At 61.6% G+C, this 16,643-nt stretch carries 12 protein-coding genes; 8 read left to right on the forward strand and 4 right to left on the reverse strand.

Going from position 1 to position 16,643, the window contains the following annotated elements:
- Genes AB4P90_RS13240 through AB4P90_RS13250 form a run of 3 tightly spaced genes read left to right on the forward strand, consistent with a single transcriptional unit; the run spans window position 1 to window position 3,921 of the window.
- Window positions 1-891 carry a MaoC/PaaZ C-terminal domain-containing protein gene (locus AB4P90_RS13240; RefSeq protein WP_323556984.1) on the forward strand — a complete coding sequence of 297 codons (891 nt, stop codon included), beginning with the start codon at window positions 1-3 and terminating at the stop codon, window positions 889-891.
- A complete protein-coding gene (locus AB4P90_RS13245) occupies window positions 888-2,186 on the forward strand; it encodes an acetyl-CoA C-acetyltransferase (RefSeq protein WP_395605970.1) in 1,299 nt (432 codons plus the stop codon). The genes AB4P90_RS13240 and AB4P90_RS13245 overlap by 4 nt, the downstream gene beginning before the upstream one ends.
- 31 nt (window positions 2,187-2,217) lie before the next feature.
- On the forward strand, window positions 2,218-3,921 hold the full coding sequence (locus AB4P90_RS13250) for an AMP-binding protein (protein ID WP_014718299.1): 1,704 nt from the start codon (window positions 2,218-2,220) through the stop codon (window positions 3,919-3,921).
- A 114-nt stretch (window positions 3,922-4,035) separates the two neighbouring features.
- Here AB4P90_RS13250 and AB4P90_RS13255 read toward each other — a convergent pair whose 3' ends face one another.
- The gene (locus tag AB4P90_RS13255) at window positions 4,036-5,151 is read right to left on the reverse strand and encodes a Gfo/Idh/MocA family protein (protein WP_200600405.1); all 1,116 of its coding nucleotides are present in this window, start codon (window positions 5,149-5,151) and stop codon (window positions 4,036-4,038) included.
- Window positions 5,152-5,582: 431 nt separating this feature from the next.
- Between AB4P90_RS13255 and AB4P90_RS13260 the strand changes: the two genes are divergently transcribed.
- The 5 genes from AB4P90_RS13260 (at window position 5,583) to AB4P90_RS13280 (ending at window position 11,003) form a co-directional block, all read left to right on the forward strand.
- Window positions 5,583-6,620, forward strand: a complete 1,038-nt coding sequence (locus AB4P90_RS13260; protein ID WP_395606098.1) for a WD40/YVTN/BNR-like repeat-containing protein — start codon at window positions 5,583-5,585, stop codon at window positions 6,618-6,620.
- Between the two features lie 18 nt (window positions 6,621-6,638).
- Window positions 6,639-9,014: an RND family transporter gene (locus tag AB4P90_RS13265; RefSeq protein WP_191948546.1), complete on the forward strand. Its 2,376-nt coding sequence runs from the start codon at window positions 6,639-6,641 to the stop codon at window positions 9,012-9,014.
- 203 nt (window positions 9,015-9,217) lie between these two features.
- Window positions 9,218-9,505 (forward strand): DUF5629 family protein, encoded by a 288-nt coding sequence (locus AB4P90_RS13270; RefSeq protein WP_014718303.1) that lies wholly within the window; start codon window positions 9,218-9,220, stop codon window positions 9,503-9,505.
- The gene (locus AB4P90_RS13275) at window positions 9,495-10,667 is read left to right on the forward strand and encodes a lactonase family protein (protein ID WP_019820208.1); all 1,173 of its coding nucleotides are present in this window, start codon (window positions 9,495-9,497) and stop codon (window positions 10,665-10,667) included. The genes AB4P90_RS13270 and AB4P90_RS13275 overlap by 11 nt, the downstream gene beginning before the upstream one ends.
- A 156-nt stretch (window positions 10,668-10,823) precedes the next feature.
- Window positions 10,824-11,003 (forward strand): hypothetical protein, encoded by a 180-nt coding sequence (locus tag AB4P90_RS13280; protein ID WP_003190784.1) that lies wholly within the window; start codon window positions 10,824-10,826, stop codon window positions 11,001-11,003.
- Window positions 11,004-11,113: 110 nt separating this feature from the next.
- On the opposite strand, the gene AB4P90_RS13285 is transcribed toward AB4P90_RS13280, so the two are convergent.
- From AB4P90_RS13285 to AB4P90_RS13295, 3 genes are read right to left on the reverse strand one after another with little or no spacing between them, the layout of a single operon-like run.
- Window positions 11,114-11,707 carry a glutathione S-transferase gene (locus AB4P90_RS13285; RefSeq protein WP_003190786.1) on the reverse strand — a complete coding sequence of 198 codons (594 nt, stop codon included), beginning with the start codon at window positions 11,705-11,707 and terminating at the stop codon, window positions 11,114-11,116.
- On the reverse strand, window positions 11,704-15,342 hold the full coding sequence (locus AB4P90_RS13290) for an AAA family ATPase (RefSeq protein ID WP_395605971.1): 3,639 nt from the start codon (window positions 15,340-15,342) through the stop codon (window positions 11,704-11,706). Before AB4P90_RS13290 ends, AB4P90_RS13285 begins: the two co-directional genes overlap by 4 nt.
- Window positions 15,339-16,580, reverse strand: a complete 1,242-nt coding sequence (locus tag AB4P90_RS13295; RefSeq protein ID WP_014718307.1) for an exonuclease SbcCD subunit D C-terminal domain-containing protein — start codon at window positions 16,578-16,580, stop codon at window positions 15,339-15,341. The genes AB4P90_RS13290 and AB4P90_RS13295 overlap by 4 nt, the downstream gene beginning before the upstream one ends.
- Window positions 16,581-16,643 lie beyond the last annotated feature (63 nt).

Raw genomic sequence — 16,643 nt, forward strand, 5'->3', positions numbered from 1 at the left:
ATGGACTACGTGACACAGATCATCGACCCACCGCCGTCGCGCACGCAGTTGTTGCTCGACGGCCTGCGCGCCTTGCGCAAACCCAAGCCCGACGGTGCGCCGCCATTGCCCACCGCACGCCTGGTGCGCAGCGCGGTGGAGCTTTCGTCGGCCGGTATCGCCGCTTACTCACGGGCGTGTGGTTTTCGTCGCGAGCAGGGCGTGCCATTGTCCTATCCCCATGTGCTGGCGTTCCCACTGCACCTCATGCTGCTGACTCGGCCAAGCTTTCCGTACCCGGCCAGTGGCATGGTGCACCTGGCCAATCGTATTCGTCAGCACCAGCGCTTGCACGAGGGCCAGGCGTTGCGCCTGGAGGTGTATTGCGAGCGCTGGGTGGCCCATCTCAAAGGGCAGGCGTTGAGCATTGCTACCCGTGCCTACAGCCAGGAAACCCTGGTGTGGGAAAGCGATAGCCTGTATTTGCGCCGTGACGTCAGCAATCCGGTGGGTGAACCCTGGAATGACCCTCTGCCGCTAAAGGAAGACGGCCTGTTACGCACCCAGCGCTGGGTACTGCCCGCCGACCTGGGGCGACGCTTTGCCAAGGTCTCGGGGGATTTCAATCCCATTCACACGTCGGTCATCGGTGCCAGGCTCTTCGGCTTTCGTCGCGCCATCGCCCATGGCATGTGGACCCTGGGCCGCGCATTGGCAGCGCAACAGCCGCCCGGTGGCCTGGACCAGGCCGAGGCACATTGCGACTTCAAATTGCCGATCTTCCTGCCCGGCCAGGTCGCCCTGTGGCGTCACCCGGCGAGCGGGCCACGGCGCGAGTTCGAAGTGCGCAATTTTGTCGGGGACAAGCCCCATATGCGCGGGCTATTCATTTGGAAAGAGAGCCAGCAATGAGTGACTACAGTTTTACCCCGGCCCCGACCCGCCGCGTGGCGATTATCGGCGGCAACCGTATTCCATTTGCGCGCTCCAACACGGTGTATGCCCACGACAGTAACCAGGACCTGCTGGTCGCCGCCTTGCAAGGGTTGGTGGATCGCTACAACCTGCACGGCCAACGCCTGGGCGAGTTTGCCGCCGGGGCGGTGATCAAGCACTCGCGGGATTTCAACCTGGCGCGCGAGGCGCTGTTGTCCACCACGTTGTCTGCGCAAACCCCTGCCTATGATGTGCAACAAGCCTGTGGCACAGGGCTTGAAGCTGCGCTGCTGGTGGCGAATAAAATCGCCCTCGGCCAGATCGAAGTTGGCGTTGCCGGTGGTGCCGACACCACCTCCGACGCGCCCATTGGCATCAACGAATCCTTGCGCCATACCTTGCTCGCGGCCAATCGCGCCAAAAGCCTGGGCGACAAGCTCAAGGCCTTGATGAAAGTGCGCCCATCGATGCTGTTCAAACCATTGCTGCCGCGCAATGGCGAGCCGCGCACCGGGCTGTCCATGGGCGAGCACTGCGAAGAAATGGCCAAGCGCTGGCAGATCAAGCGCCTGGCCCAGGACGAGCTGACCCTCACCAGCCACCAGCGCCTGGATGCGGCCTATCAACGCGGCTTCTTCGACGACCTGATCAGCCCCCACCGCGGCTTGGCCCGTGACAACAACCTGCGTGCCGATATCAGCCTGGAAAAGCTCGCCGGCTTGTCGCCGGCCTTCGACCGCCAGAACGGCACGCTCACCGCCGGCAACTCCACGCCCCTGACCGATGGCGCCTCGGTGGTGCTGCTGGCCAGTGAAGAATGGGCAGCCGCCCATGGCTGGCCGGTGTTGGCCTACTTGCGCACGGGCGAAACGGCTGCGGTGAATTTTGTCGACGGCACCGAGGGCCTGCTGATGGCGCCGGCTTACGCCGTGCCACGCATGCTTGCGCGGGAAGGCTTGAGGTTTGCCGACTTCGATTTCTTCGAGATCCACGAAGCGTTCGCCGCCCAGGTGCTGTGCACGCTCAAGGCCTGGGAAGACCCGCAGTATTGCCGCGAGCGACTCGGCCTTGACGCCCCCCTGGGCGCCATCGACCGGGCCAAGATGAACGTCAACGGCGGCTCACTGGGTTGCGGCCATCCCTTTGCGGCCACCGGTGGCCGGCAGCTGGCGGCGCTGGCCAAGGCTATCCATGAACGCGGTGGCGGTCGCGGCCTGATCTCGATCTGCGCGGCGGGTGGGTTGGGCATCACCGCCATCGTCGAAAAGTAGCGCTATCAAAAACAACAATAAGGACACTGCGATGAACGCGATCAGCCTGGAACACACCGAACGCATCTGGTTGAACACATACCTGCCTGGCGTGCCGGCGGATATAGAGGCCGGGATCGAGGACTACCCGTCGTTGCGCGAAGTGTTCCTTGAGCACCTGGAAAAATTCCGTGAGCGGGTGGCCTACGTCAGCATCGGTACTGAAATGACCTATGCCGATTGGCGCACCCAGGGCATTGCCTTTGCCGCCTGGCTGCAGGACCAGGGCGTGAAGAAGGGCGATCGCGTGGCCCTGATGATGCCCAACTGCTTGCAGTACCCGATCTGCCTGCTGGGCACGATCCTGGCCGGGGCGGTGGTGGTCAACGTCAACCCGTTGTATACCGCCCACGAGCTCAAGCACCTGCTCAAGGACAGTGGCGCCGAAACCGTGGTGATCTTCGAAAATTTCGCACATACCCTGGAAAAAGCCATGGTCGGCAGCAGCGTCAAGCGTGTGGTGGTCGCGGCCATTGGCGACTTGCTGGGCACCTTCAAGGGCGCGGCAATGAACTTCATCCTGCGCAGCGTGCAGAAGCAGGTACCAGCCTTCAGGCTGCCCGGCTCGCTGCGTTTCAACCAAGTGCTCAAACAGGGCAGGGCCATGCACCATTTACCGGTCAGCCTGCACCGCGATGAACTGGCCTTCCTGCAATACACCGGCGGCACCACCGGTGATGCCAAGGGCGTGATGCTCAGCCACCGCAATATCATCGCCAACCTGCTGCAAGCCAAGGCCTGGGTCGGTGATCAGTTAAACCTGCACAAGCAGGAAACCAACGTGACCTTGCTGCCGCTGTACCACATCTTCTCCCTGACGGTGAACTGCCTGATGTTCATGTGCCTGGGCGGGCGCAATATCCTCATCGCCAACCCTCGGGACGTGAAGCGCGTGCAGATGATCCTGCGCAAGGAACGCTTCAATGGCATCGCCGGGGTGAACACGCTGTTCAATGGCTTGCTGGAAAACAAGGAGTTCTGTGCACGGGACTTTTCCGACCTGCGCCTGGTGATTGCTGGCGGCATGGCCACCCACACCGCGGTGGCCAAGCGCTGGAAGGAAGTAACCGGGCTGCCGATCATCGAAGGTTACGGGCTGACCGAGTGCTCGCCCGTGGTGAGCATCAGCCCCATCGATATTTCGCGCATGCGCGAGATGGAATTCACCGGCAGCATTGGCGTGCCGTTGCCCTCGACCTGGGTGCGCTTCTTGCGCGAAGACGGCGAACTGGCGGATATCGGCGAGCAGGGCGAGTTGCAAGTACGTGGCCCGCAAGTGATGCAGGGCTACTGGCAACGACCGAAGGAAACCGCCGAGGTGCTGGATGCCGAGGGCTGGCTGTCTACCGGGGATATCGGCGTGATGGACGCACGCGGGTATATCCGCCTGGTGGACCGCAAGAAGGACATGATCCTGGTCTCGGGCTTCAACGTGTACCCCAATGAAATCGAGGACGTGGTGGCCATGCACCCTGGGGTCGCCGAAGTGGCCGCCATTGGTGTGGAAGATGCGGTGACCGGGGAGAAAGTCAAGATCATCGTCGTGCGCAAGGACCCGAGCCTGACACAGGAGCAGATTCTTGCGCACTGCCGAGAGTACCTGACGGGGTACAAGCTGCCTAAATATGTGGAGTTCCGCACCATGGAATTGCCCAAGACCACGGTGGGCAAAGTGCTGCGCCGGGCCTTGCGCTGATTGAATGGTTCAGATGACCAAATGTGGGAGCGGGCTTGCTCGCGAAAGCGGCGGTTCAGGCACTGAATGTGCCGACTGACACAGCGTATTCGCGAGCAAGCCCGCTCCCACATTTTAAACCGTGCCCACTTTCACCCAGCGTTCCTCAAGGGCGGCCACTCGAATCGCCGTCGCCAGCCGCTCCACCTCCCAGGCCGCCTCAAAGTCCGTCCCCAGCGCCCCTTGGCCGGCCAGCGCCATGATCAACTCGTGCACTTCCAACGTCTTCAATTCGTTGTAACCCAACTGGTGCCCCGCCGCCGGGCTGAATGCCGCATAGCCGGGCAGGGCAGGGCCAGCCAGCACGCGCTGGAAGCCGTCCTGGCCGATGCGGTACAGGCGCAGTTCATTCAAGCGTTCCTGGTCAAACGCCAGCGTGCCTTGGGTGCCGCTGATCTCGAAACTCAGATGGTTCTTATAGCCGTGCTTGAGCCAACTGCTGCTCACCGTGCCACGGGCGCCGTTGGCGAAGCGCAACAGGGCATGCACCTGGTCATCCACGGCAATGGCTTTTGAGGTTGGGCTGCCGGCAGTGGCGGGGCGCTGGCCGTGCACGGTCTGGGTGTCGGCACAGACATGAGTGACCTCGCCCACCAGATAGCGGGCCATCGACAGCAAATGGCTGCCCAGGTCAGCCAGGGCGCCGCCAGCGTGCTCCACTTCGCAGCGCCACGACCAAGGGGAGGCCGGGTCGGCCATGAAGTCTTCGCTGAACTCACCCTGGAAGCTGATGAGTTGGCCCAGTTCGCCTTGGGCGATCATCTGCCGCGCCAACACGATCATCGGGTTGTGCTGGTAGTTGTAACCCACCCGCGTTACCACTCCGGCGGTATGGGCGGCGCGGCGCATAGCGTCGGCTTGTTCAAGGCTGACGGCCAGGGGTTTCTCGCAATACACCGCTTTACCCACCGCAATCGCGGCCATGGCCATGGGGTAATGCAAGTGGTTGGGGGTGGTGATAGCCACGACATCGACCTTGGGGTCAGTGATCAACGCTTGCCAGTCGCCATGAGCCTGGGCAAACCCCCAGGCGCTGGCGCAACGCTGGGCGCGTTCGGTGTCGGCATCGGCCAGGGCGGCCAGCTTGAGCTGCACGGGCAGTTCAAATACCGCCCGAGCGTTGTTGAACGCCAGCGCGTGGGCGCGGCCCATGAAGCCTGTGCCGATCAAGCCGATTCCGAGTTCACGCATCGTCGTGGTCCTTTGGATTATTGTTTTCAGGAACGCCATTAATGGAATAAAAATTCACCAAATTCAATAGATGGAATAAAAATTCATTTCTCCTGATCGTTCCCACGCTCCGCGTGGGAATGCCGCCCGGGGCGCTCTGCGCCCCGCTGTTTGCGCGGTGAGGACGCAGAGCGTCAGGGGATGCATTCCCACGCGGAGCGTGGGAACGATCACGTGGGGCCATCATTTCAGCTGATGTAGCTATATTCAGCACATGGCCAAACGCCGCCAGTTAACAAAAGATAACGTAGCGCCGATTGTCAGACGATTCCAAAGCCCGATAGGATGGCCCCTGCTTCCTCCAGGCGCTCTAGATTGCAGGTTTCAAGGTCCTGGAACAGAAGACGACCTAACAATAATAAATGGGAGAAAGGTCTATGAGTGAGCCTGTCATGGGTTGGGTTGTTTGCCGCCCACGCGCCGCACGCAGGGTTGCGTTGCTGGCCACAGCGCTCTCGCTGCTTGCTGGCAGCGCATTGTCGCTGCCGGTTCTGGCTGCCAGCGATACCCCCGCCGCCGCAGTCTTTGCAATTGAATCCCCCAGGGCCGCCAAAGGCTTGATGATCGACGTGGTTCACGCAGGCAAGCGCCTGGTGGCGGTCGGTGATCGTGGGCATATCCTCCATTCCGATGACCAGGGCAACACCTGGACCCAAGCCAAAGTGCCCACTCGGCAACTGCTCACGGCGGTGTTTTTCGTCGATGACCAGCACGGCTGGGCCGTCGGCCATGATGCGCAGATTCTTGCCAGTACCGATGGCGGCGCCACGTGGACCCAGCAATATCAAGACCTCAAGCGCGAAGCACCGTTGCTCGATGTGTGGTTCAACGACGCCAACCACGGCCTGGCCGTGGGCGCCTACGGTGCGCTGATCGAAACCACCGACGGCGGCAAAACCTGGAACGATGTCAGCGAGCGTCTCGACAACGAAGACCAGTACCACCTCAACGCCATCGCCCAGGTCAAGGGCGCCGGCCTGTTTATTGTCGGTGAGCAAGGCAGCATGTTTCGCTCAAGCGACGACGGCCAGACCTGGGAAAAACTCGAAGGCCCCTACGAGGGTTCGCTGTTTGGCGTGATCAGCACCGCACAGCCGCAAACCCTGCTGGCGTATGGGTTGCGCGGCAACCTCTACCGCTCCACCGATTTCGGCAGCACCTGGGAGCAGGTCCAATTGAACGCGGCGCGTGGCGCGTTGGAGTTTGGCCTGTCGGGGGCGACCTTGCTGGAGGACGGTTCCATTGTTGTGGTCGGCAACGGCGGCAGCGTGGTGGTCAGCCATGACGACGGCCAGACCTTCAGTGTGTTCAATCGCCCGGACCGCATTTCACTCTCAGCGGTCACGGCAGCAGGCAATGGCAATTTGATCCTCGCGGGGCAGGGTGGCGTGCGGGTTGCCACATCGGCCGGCGCAGAGCTCTCAAAATAATAAGAAGGCGGGGATCCAATGAGCAGTCATCACAACGATAAAGCGACCTTTCTTGAGCGTCTGATCTTCAACAATCGCCCGGCGGTGATCGTCATCTGCCTGTTGGTGAGTATCTTCCTGTTCTGGCAGGCGACCTTGATTCGCCCGTCCACCAGCTTTGAAAAGATGATCCCGCTCAAGCACCCCTTCATCGAAAAAATGATGGAGCACCGCAACGATTTGGCCAACCTGGGCAACACCGTGCGTATTTCGGTAGAGGCCAAGGACGGCGACATCTTCACTAAGGAATACATGGAGACCCTGCGCCAGATCCACGACGAGGTGTTCTACATCTCCGGTGTGGACCGCTCGGGCCTCAAGTCGCTGTGGAGCCCCAGCGTGCGCTGGACCGAGGTGACCGAAGAAGGGTTTGCCGGCGGGGAAGTGATCCCGCAGAGCTACAACGGTTCGCCGCAGAGCCTCGACCAGTTGCGTAATAACGTGCTCAAGTCCGGCCAGGTCGGGCGGCTGGTGGCCAATGACTTCAAGTCGAGCATCGTTGATATCCCGCTGTTGGAGTCCTACCCGGACCCGCAAGACCAGGGCAAGTTGCTGGCCCTGGACTACCGCAAGTTCTCCCATGAACTGGAAGACAAGATCCGCGACAAGTTCGAAACCCAGAACCCCAACGTCAAGATTCATATTGTCGGCTTTGCCAAAAAGGTCGGCGACCTGATCGATGGCCTGGTGATGGTGGTGCTGTTCTTCGGCGTTGCGTTCGTCATCACCCTGATTCTGCTGCTGTGGTTCACCAACTGCCTGCGCAGCACCATCGCGGTGTTGAGCACGACATTGGTGGCGGTGGTCTGGCAACTCGGGCTGATGCACTTCTTCGGTTTCGGACTGGACCCGTATTCAATGCTGGTGCCGTTCCTGATCTTCGCCATTGGCATTTCCCATGGCGTGCAAAAGATCAACGGCATTGCCCTGCAATCCAGCGAGGCAGACAACGCCCTGACCGCTGCGCGGCGTACCTTCCGGCAACTGTTCCTGCCGGGGATGATCGCCATTCTGGCGGATGCGGTGGGCTTCATCACGCTGCTGATCATCGACATCGGCGTGATCCGCGAACTGGCTATTGGCGCGTCCATCGGCGTGGCGGTGATCGTGTTCACCAACCTGATCCTGCTGCCGGTCGCGATTTCCTACGTGGGCATCAGCACGCGTGCCATCGCCAAGAGCAAGAAAGACGCGAACCGCGAACACAGCTTCTGGCGCCTGCTGTCCAAATTCGCCAGCCCGAAAGTCGCGCCGGTGTCGGTGTTCCTCGCCTTGATCGCCTTTGGTGGTGGCCTCTGGTACAGCCAGAACCTGAAGATCGGCGACCTGGACCAAGGCGCACCGGAATTGCGCCCGGATTCGCGCTACAACAAGGACAACAATTTCATCATCAACAATTACTCCACCAGCTCCGACGTATTGGTGGTAATGGTCAAGACCAAGGCCGAAGGCTGCTCACGCTATGAAGCCATGGCGCCCATCGACCAGTTGATGTGGAAGATGCAGAACACCGAGGGCGTGCAGTCGGCGATCTCGTTGGTGACCGTGTCCAAGCAAATGATCAAGGGCATGAACGAAGGCAACCTGAAATGGGAAACCCTGTCGCGCAACCCGGATGTGCTGAACAACTCCATCGCCCGTGCCGATGGCTTGTACAACAACAATTGCTCCCTGGCGCCAGTGTTGGTGTTCCTCAACGACCACAAGGCCGAAACCCTCGACCGTGCCGTGCATGCGGTGCAGGACTTCGCCAAGGAAAACAACAAGGACGGCCTGGAATTCATCCTCGCAGCGGGTAATGCCGGGATCGAAGCGGCCACCAACGAGGTGATCAAGGAGTCGGAGCTGATTATCCTGATCCTGGTGTACCTGTGCGTGGCGACCATGTGCATGATCACCTTCCGCTCCTGGGCGGCGACCCTGTGCATCGTGTTGCCGCTGGTGCTGACCTCGGTACTGGGCAACGCACTGATGGCGTTCATGGGCATTGGCGTCAAGGTCGCGACCTTGCCGGTGGTGGCCCTGGGTGTGGGGATTGGCGTGGACTACGGCATCTACATCTACAGCCGCCTGGAAAGCTTCCTGCGCGCCGGCCTGCCGCTACAAGAGGCGTACTACCAGACGCTGAAATCCACCGGCAAGGCCGTGCTGTTTACCGGCCTGTGCCTGGCCATCGGCGTGTGCACCTGGATCTTCTCGGCCATCAAGTTCCAGGCCGACATGGGGTTGATGTTGACCTTCATGTTGCTGTGGAACATGTTCGGCGCGCTGTGGCTGTTGCCGGCGCTGGCGCGATTCCTGATCAAGCCTGAGAAGCTGGCAGGGCAGAAGGGCAACTCGTTGTTCGCGCACTGATTCTGCTCCCAAATGGCGAGATCGGGCTTGTGTGGGAGCGGGCTTGCCTGCGATAGCATCGCCGCGGTGTCACTGATACACCTAGGCATCTGCATCGCGGGCAAGCCCGGCTCCCACACATCGCTCCCACATGGGTGCGGTGTTCAACCTCTAGGCTACAGCCTGGGCTATCATTGCGGCTTTCCCCAAAATGATTGACTGCCATGACTGCCGACACCCTGACTCGCGTCCTTGCTACCAGCGATATGCTGATCATCAATGGGCTGCACGCCTTTGACTTCGAGCTTGATCAGCAACTGCAGATCCAAAGCATGGATGGCCGGGAACTCAAGCGCTGGACCTTCAGTCCAGAACAGTTGGAGGCGGCTACCTTTGACGAGAGCTTGCAAAGCTGGTTGCTGATCAACGACGACGGTGAACACCGTCTGGTCTGCTTGAGCGCCATCCAGGGCGACAACAATAACGACGAGGACGAAGCAGATGATGCGTAAATTCTGGCCCCTGCTGATGGCAGGCAGTGTCGGTGCGATGTCGGTGCAGGCCGCACCGGCCGATATCCATGAACTGTTGGTCGGCAGCTATACGGCCGGCACCAGTGAAGGGATCTACCGCCTGCAATTCGACAGTAGCACCGGGCAGTTCAGCGGCAAGCCGGTGCTGGCGGCGAAAACCGCCAACCCTTCCTGGCTGACGATTTCCAAAGACCAGAAGCAGTTGTTTGTGGTCAATGAAAACGGCCCCGGCCAGGAAGACCCGGTGGGGCGTGTCAGCAGCTATAGCATCGACCCCCAGAACCACCAGTTGACCCTGATCAACCAGGTGCAGAGCCTGGGCAATGAGCCGACCCATTCCAGTGTGGCCGCCGATGGGCGCTACCTGTTCGTCGCCAACTACTCGGTGGTGGAAGACCCGGGTGGCAGCCTCGCGATCCTGCCGGTGGATGCCAGCGGCAAGCTGTCGGCACCGGTGCAGTTGAGCGGGCACCCGGCCAGCCGTGTGAACCCGGAGCGCCAGGCGTCCAATCATGTGCATTCGGTGGTGTCGTCGCCGGACGGCAAGTATGTATTTGTGCAGGACCTGGGGGCGGACAAGGTGTTTGCCTACCGCTACGACCCCAAGGCCAATCATGAGCTGCCACTGACGGCGGCCGACCCGGCGTCGGTGCAGTTGCCACCGGGCAGCGGCCCGCGTCACTTGCTGTTCAGCGCGGACGGCAAGCACGCCTGGCTGACCACTGAGATGAGCGCCCAGGTAGCCGTGTTCGATTACAACGACGGCAAGCTGACGCAAACCCAGTTGCTCGACTATGCCGCCGGCCAACCGGTGTCCGACAAGGCCGGTGCGGCGTTGCATGCGTCAAACGACGGCAAATTCCTGTACGTGAGCAACCGTGGCACGGCCAATCAGATGCTGGTGTTCAGCATCGACCCGGCCACCGCGCACCTCAAGGAGATCCAGCGGCGTTCTGTCGAAGGCGACCATCCGCGTGAGTTCAGCCTCGACCCTAGCGGCAAATTCCTGCTGATCGCCAACCAGAAAAGCAATGAAATTGTCGTCGTCGAGCGCGACCCCAAGACCGGCCTGCTGGGTAAAACCGTGCAGAAATTGCCGATTGATGCCCCCAGTGACCTCAAGTTCCTGGTGCGTCAATAAGCCACAGGCCCCGCACTGCGGGGCCTGAGCCTTTGTATTAATCGCAGTGATAACGGCTACTGTTTCAAAGCATTTCTAAGGTTCAACCCTCGGGCGTAAGTTGGGTTCCAAGGCCTTCCCAGGCCACCCAACCAAACGCACACAAGGGTTACCGCCATGAATTTCAATCTCTTCTCGATCATTGCTGCTTCTGCTGTTTCCGCCACGGTGGCACTGCCTGCTGCCGCCAGCGTGGAAGTCACCGGCAAAAAATCCAATGTCACGGCCTATACCCAGAAATACCTGCAACAGAGCGCCAATTTCTATGCGGCGCTGGATCACAAGACCCAGCACTGAGCCACGGTCCAATGTGGGAGCTGGCTTGCCTGCGATGCGGACCACTCGGTATAGCTGATGTACCGAGTCGATGCCATCGCAGGCAAGCCAGCTCCCACATTGGATTGGCCTCAGGGTTTTGCCATCACTGCTCTAAACAACGGTGAATCCAGAAACCGCTGTAACCAGGCCTGCAAACGCCGATAGGGCGTGCCCGCAAACCACTCCCGATTCACATGGGCAAACTGGCGCACAAACGGCGCCAGCGCTGCATCTGCCAAGCTCAGGTGATCGGCGAGTAGATACTCACGGTCTGCCAGCAAATCTTCCAGCTTGCGCAAGAACACCTCGCCCTCGGCCCGATAGTGTTCCATCGGTTGCTCGGGGTAGCGCTCGGCGTACTTGTATCGATTCAAATGATGTTTGAACACCTGGTCATTTTCTTCAATCAGCGCATACACCGCCGGATCGCCCTGTAGCCGCCAGTTTTCGGGGTCGTGCTGGGCCAGCGCCCACTGCATGATCTCCAGGCTTTCCTCGATCACTCGCCCTTCGACGCTCAACACCGGCACCGTGCCCTTGGGCGACAGCGCGAGCATCTCGGCCGGCTTGGCTTTCAGGCTGACTTCGACGATGCTCACCGCAACGCCGGAATAACGCAGCGCCAGTCGCGCGCGCATTGCATAGGGGCAGCGCCGGAACGAATAAAGCAGCGCTTCGCTCACTTGACCTCCAACGTGCTCAGGCCATTGCCCTGGCGCTGTACCTGGATCTGCACCGGGATGCGTTCATGCATTTCCTGTACGTGGGAGATCACCGCCACCTTGCGCCCCTGGGCCTGCAAACCATCCAGAGCGTCCATCGCCAATTGCAAGGACTCCGGATCAAGGCTGCCAAAACCTTCGTCGATAAACAGCGACTCGATCTTCAAGGTGCTCGACGCCATCGAGGCTAGCCCCAACGCCAGTGCCAACGACACCAGGAAGGTTTCGCCACCGGACAGGGAATGCACCGAGCGCAGTTCATCGCCCATCTCTGTGTCCATCACCAGCAGCCCCAGCATGCTGCCGCCGCGTTTAAGCCGGTAGCGGCGCACCAGTTGGCGCAGTTGCACGTTGGCATGGTGCACCAGCAAGTCGAGGTTGTAGGCCTGGGCGATCTTGCGGAAGGTGTCGCCGGTGGCCGAGCCGATCAGCGCATTCAGGCGTGCCCAGCGCTGCCACTGCTCGTAAGCCTTGGCAATCTGTTCGGCCAGGGCCTGGTTGGCATTCTGGCGGCGCTGGTCTTCGGACTGGCGTGCGCGCAGTTCGGCGCAGTGTTTCTCACCCTCAAGCAATTGCTGCTCAAGCGTTGCCAGGGTGGCGGCCAACTGCTCGGCCTCCAGGTTGCCATTGTGCAGGGCCTGGTGTTCGGCCAGGCGCTGTTCGCGCTCGTGCAGCAGAACCTTGGCTTGCTCGACGGCCTTTTCGCTGCTGTGCAGGTGCTGGCGCAACTGCGCGACCTGGGCTTCATCAAGGGCCAACAGGCGTGCCAGGCCCTGATCATCCAGGTCTGGGTGCAGGGCGCGCCATTCGCCGATGCGTGTCGCAAGGGCTTGCTGCTCCGCCTCCAATGCCTGCTGGTGGTGCTGTTGGGCCTTGAGGTCGGCGGCCAGCTGTACCTGGGCCGTGTGCACGGCGTGCAGTTCCTGGTTGGCGTCCGTCTCGCTTTGGCGCGACTGCGTGACGGCTTGCTCCAGCTGCTGTTGCCACTGCTCGGCGCTGGGGTGGTCCCCTAGCAAGGCGCGGAGTTTTTCCTGGACGGCGTGTTGCTGGTCGGCCAGCTCGGCGACTTGCAGATTCAAGGCGTCGAGTTGCTGCTGACGATGCTGTTGGTGAGTGTGTTGTTTCTCGATGGCCTGTTGGCGCTCCTGTTGCTCGGCCTGCTCATCGCGTTGATGGCCCAACTGCTCAAGGCGCTGGCTGACCTGCTGGTCGAGCTGCATGAAGGTCGCCGCAGGCGCGCTGCGCAAGCCTTCCAGCGTTTCGCTGGGCAACAGGCTGGCGAAGGCGCTGAGTTCCGCCTCCAGGCGTTCGCGGTCGCCGGCCAGTTGCCGTTGTTGGTCCACCAGCAATTGCCGGGCTTGCTGGCTGGCGTCCTGGGCCGCTTGCAATTGTTGCTGCAAGCGCCCGGCGTTCTGTTGCAGGTTGAGCAGGGCGCCTTGGCGTTGTTCGTCCTGGCTGATGCTTTGGGTCAATTGGGCCAATTGCTGGGCCAGCCAAGGGCTGCGCTTGGCGGCGTCCTGGGCGAGCAGCGAGGCCGACAGTGGGTGGGCTTGCAGGCTCGGTGCCAAACTCTGCTGCTGCATGGCCAACTGTTCCTGTTGTTGCAGGAACTCTTTTTGCTGAGCGATCAGGCCGCCCACTTCACCGCGCAGTTCGGTAAGTTGTTCCTTGAGGCTGTCGACGGCTTTCTGCGCAGCCGCCTCTTCACTTTCATCATGGCGACCCAGGCTCTGTAGCAGAGCCTCGGGCTGGTGATAGGGGTGTTCGTGGCTACCGCACACCGGGCAGGGTTGGTCATCCTGCAACTGCTCGCGTAATTCCTCGACGCTGGCACTGCGGGCCAGGCGTTGGCGCTCAAGCAGTTGCTTGGTCACCGTCAGGGTTTGTTCGGCAACGGTGAGTTCGGCCTTGGTTTGCAGGCCGGTCTGGTTCAGTTGTTCGCGTTTTTGCGCGGCCTCGGCGAGCCTTTGCGTGAGCGCAGAGGCCTGTTGATCCAACTGTTGCTGGCTGTCCCACAAGCGGGCCAGGTCTTCGAAGGCGCGCTGTTGCTTGCGATTGTCTTGCAGCAGGCTGGCCAGTAACTGGATTTGTTCGGCCACCGCGTGCGGTTCGGCACCGGCCTCGTGGTAGAGCAAATCCAGGGCTTCGCGCTGTTGGGTGAACTGTTCAATGGCGGCGCTGGCGCGCTGTTCGAGCTGCCCCAGCTCGGCCTGGCCTTGGTTGAGGCGATTGCCGATCAACACCAACTGTTGCAGGCGGTCACGGTAGGCGTTCCAGGCATCGCTCAGCGGCGCGAGGGCGGCGCTGTGCTCAAGCTCGGTGGCCAGGCGTTGCAGGCGCTCGGTGCCTTGGGCCTGCGTGTGTTGCAAACCGTCGAGCAGGGCCTGGCCTTCGGTGCAGGCGCTTTCGTGCTGGTGTTTTTCCTCGTTGCGCTTGGCCAGTTCGCGGCTCACGTGGGCGAGGGTGTTTTGCTCTTCGATGGCCTGGCGCAGCAGGGGCGCGGCGTCGGCCTGGTGTTTCAGGGCCGCGGCCAGTGCTGCCTGGGCGACCACTTGCTGGTGTTGCGCCTGCTCCTGGCGGGTGTGCAGGGCGGTTTGTTGCTCGAGGTGCTGGGCAATCTGCGCCGCCAGGGGCGTCAGCAAGGTGGCGAGTTCTGCCTGGCGCAGGAAGTGATGGCGTTGCGGTGCCAACTGCTCCAGAAGGCTCAGGTCCTGGCGTTGCTGACCTTGGTCGGCCCAGGTCTGCTCGTCGCGTTGCAGTTGCTCCACAGCATGCTGATGGCGCTCCTGCCATTCACGCAGCTCCTTGAGCCAGGTGTGCTGCAACTCCAGCTGTTTGAGCTGGGCTTGCTGGCTCTTGAGCTGCTGCTGGGCTTGGGCCAACTGTTGATCCAGCTCGGCGCGGGCTTCGGGGGCCAGGGACACCACGCCGGTGGCTTGGTCCTGTAGCTGTTTGTGGGCGTCCTTGGCCTCTTTGGCCTTGTCGAACGCACGGCGGCCGAGCTGGGTGTAGAGCGCGGTGTCGGTGAGCTTTTCCAGCAGTTCGCTGCGCTCATTGTCATTGGCCTTGAGGAAGGCGCTGAACTCGCTTTGCGCCAGCAGCACCGCACGGGTGAACTGTTCGAAGTTCAGGCCTAGGGCCAATTCCAGCTGGGTCTTGTATTCGGTTTTCTGGCTGGCCAGCAGTTGGTCGCTGTCCAGGTCGATCAGGCTTTGTCGGCTGTTCTGTAACTTGCCGCTGGCCTTGTCGCGGGCGCGGTTGGCTTCCCAGCGGGCGCGGTAGCGACGGCCACTGACACCGACAAAATCCACCTCGGCATAGCCGCCGCCAGTGCCGCGGCGAATCAGGGTGCGCGGGTCGCCGATGGAAATGTCCGTGTCGGCATCCGGCATTTTGGCCTGGCCGGTATCACCCAGGCGCGGCACCGCGCCAAACAGCGCCAGGCACAACGCATCGAGCAGGGTGCTTTTCCCCGCGCCAGTCGGCCCGGTGATGGCGAACAGGCCAGCACTGGCCAGGGGCTCGGCGGTAAAGTCGATTTCGAACGGGCCCGCCAGGGAGGCGAGGTTTTTCAAGCGGATGGCGAGGATCTTCATGGCTGTTCGCCCTCCTGTTGCACTTCCTGGAGCAGCACGGCGAAGTCCTTCAAGGTCTGTTCATCCACGTCACTGCCGTAGCTGTCCTGCCAGGCGCGGCTGAACAACTCCTGGGGCGTGAGCTGGTCGAGTTCGATCAGTTGCGCATCGTCTGCCTCTGCGCTGCCGCGTGTGCCGGCATAGTCGGCGGCGATCCGTACCAGGCGCACGGCCTTGCCTTGCAGGGCGGTTTCGATCTGCTGGCGCAGGTCCGGTTGCGGCTCGTCGAGGCGCACGCGCACTTCCAGCCAAGGGTGGCGCTGGGTTTCGGCGAGCAGGTCGATGTCGGGCAGTTCACCCAGTTGCTTGAGAATATCGGCCAGGGGCGCGGCTTCCAGGCGTTGCAGGTTGACGGAGCGGGGAATCAGGATCGGTTCACAGCCCACCAGCCGTTCGCCCTGGAACGTCACGTCGAGAATCTGGTGCTTGTAGCCGATTTCGGAGAACGACAGGGGGATTGGCGAGCCGCTGTAGCGAATGCGCTCCTCGCCATTGACCTTTTGCGGCTTGTGCAAATGGCCGAGGGCCACATATGCCACGCTTCGGTCGAACAGTGTGGCGGGCAGCGCCTCGGCATTGCCGATGATCAGGCTGCGTTCGGAGTCTTCGGATACCGACCCACCGGCCATGTGCGCATGGCTGATGGCTATCAATGCCTGGCCTTTGTTGCGCTTGGCATTGGCGGCCGCGATCAGCCATTCATGCACTTGGCCGATGCCGCGCAGGTAATCATCGCCCAGCTGTGCGCCGGTGACTTCCGCCGGGCGCAGGAAGGGCAGCGCCAGGCACCAGGCGGCGATCTTGCCTTTGGCATTGGGCAGCGGGATCAGCAGGCGGTCGGCATCCAGTTGCCCGTCATCCAGCCACAGCACTCGGCCCAGGGCATGGGTGCGCAAGCGGCGCATCAGAGGCGCAGGCAGCTCAATGCGCGAACCGGAGTCATGGTTGCCGGCAATCATCACAATGGTCAGTGTCGGCTGTTGTTCGTGGGCGCTGATGATGAAGTCATACAAGCGCTCCTGGGCCTTGAGCGGCGGGTTGACCGTGTCGAAGATATCGCCGGCGATCAACAGCACGTCCGGGCGCTGTGCCTTGAGTTGGCCCAGCAGCCACTCAAGGAAACAGGCGTGTTCGAAGTCGCGTTCCTGGCCGTGGAGGTTTTGGCCCAAGTGCCAGTCGGAGGTATGAAACAGACGCAAGGCGAACTCCGTGGAGAAGATGAAAAGGAGGGGAGTTTACCTGTTCTGCGTACCTGCTGCTCC

Origin of the sequence: Pseudomonas sp. B16120, from assembly GCF_044218845.1 — a bacterium.
Lineage (GTDB): Bacteria > Pseudomonadota > Gammaproteobacteria > Pseudomonadales > Pseudomonadaceae > Aquipseudomonas > Aquipseudomonas paracarnis.

Coding starts and splice junctions, on each gene's coding strand:
- AB4P90_RS13240 (WP_323556984.1), top strand. CDS start 1: ATGGACTACGTGACACAGATCATCGACCCACCGCCGTCGCGCACGCAG.
- AB4P90_RS13245 (WP_395605970.1), top strand. CDS start 888: ATGAGTGACTACAGTTTTACCCCGGCCCCGACCCGCCGCGTGGCGATT.
- AB4P90_RS13250 (WP_014718299.1), top strand. CDS start 2,218: ATGAACGCGATCAGCCTGGAACACACCGAACGCATCTGGTTGAACACA.
- AB4P90_RS13255 (WP_200600405.1), bottom strand. CDS start 5,151: ATGCGTGAACTCGGAATCGGCTTGATCGGCACAGGCTTCATGGGCCGC.
- AB4P90_RS13260 (WP_395606098.1), top strand. CDS start 5,583: ATGGGTTGGGTTGTTTGCCGCCCACGCGCCGCACGCAGGGTTGCGTTG.
- AB4P90_RS13265 (WP_191948546.1), top strand. CDS start 6,639: ATGAGCAGTCATCACAACGATAAAGCGACCTTTCTTGAGCGTCTGATC.
- AB4P90_RS13270 (WP_014718303.1), top strand. CDS start 9,218: ATGACTGCCGACACCCTGACTCGCGTCCTTGCTACCAGCGATATGCTG.
- AB4P90_RS13275 (WP_019820208.1), top strand. CDS start 9,495: ATGATGCGTAAATTCTGGCCCCTGCTGATGGCAGGCAGTGTCGGTGCG.
- AB4P90_RS13280 (WP_003190784.1), top strand. CDS start 10,824: ATGAATTTCAATCTCTTCTCGATCATTGCTGCTTCTGCTGTTTCCGCC.
- AB4P90_RS13290 (WP_395605971.1), bottom strand. CDS start 15,342: ATGAAGATCCTCGCCATCCGCTTGAAAAACCTCGCCTCCCTGGCGGGC.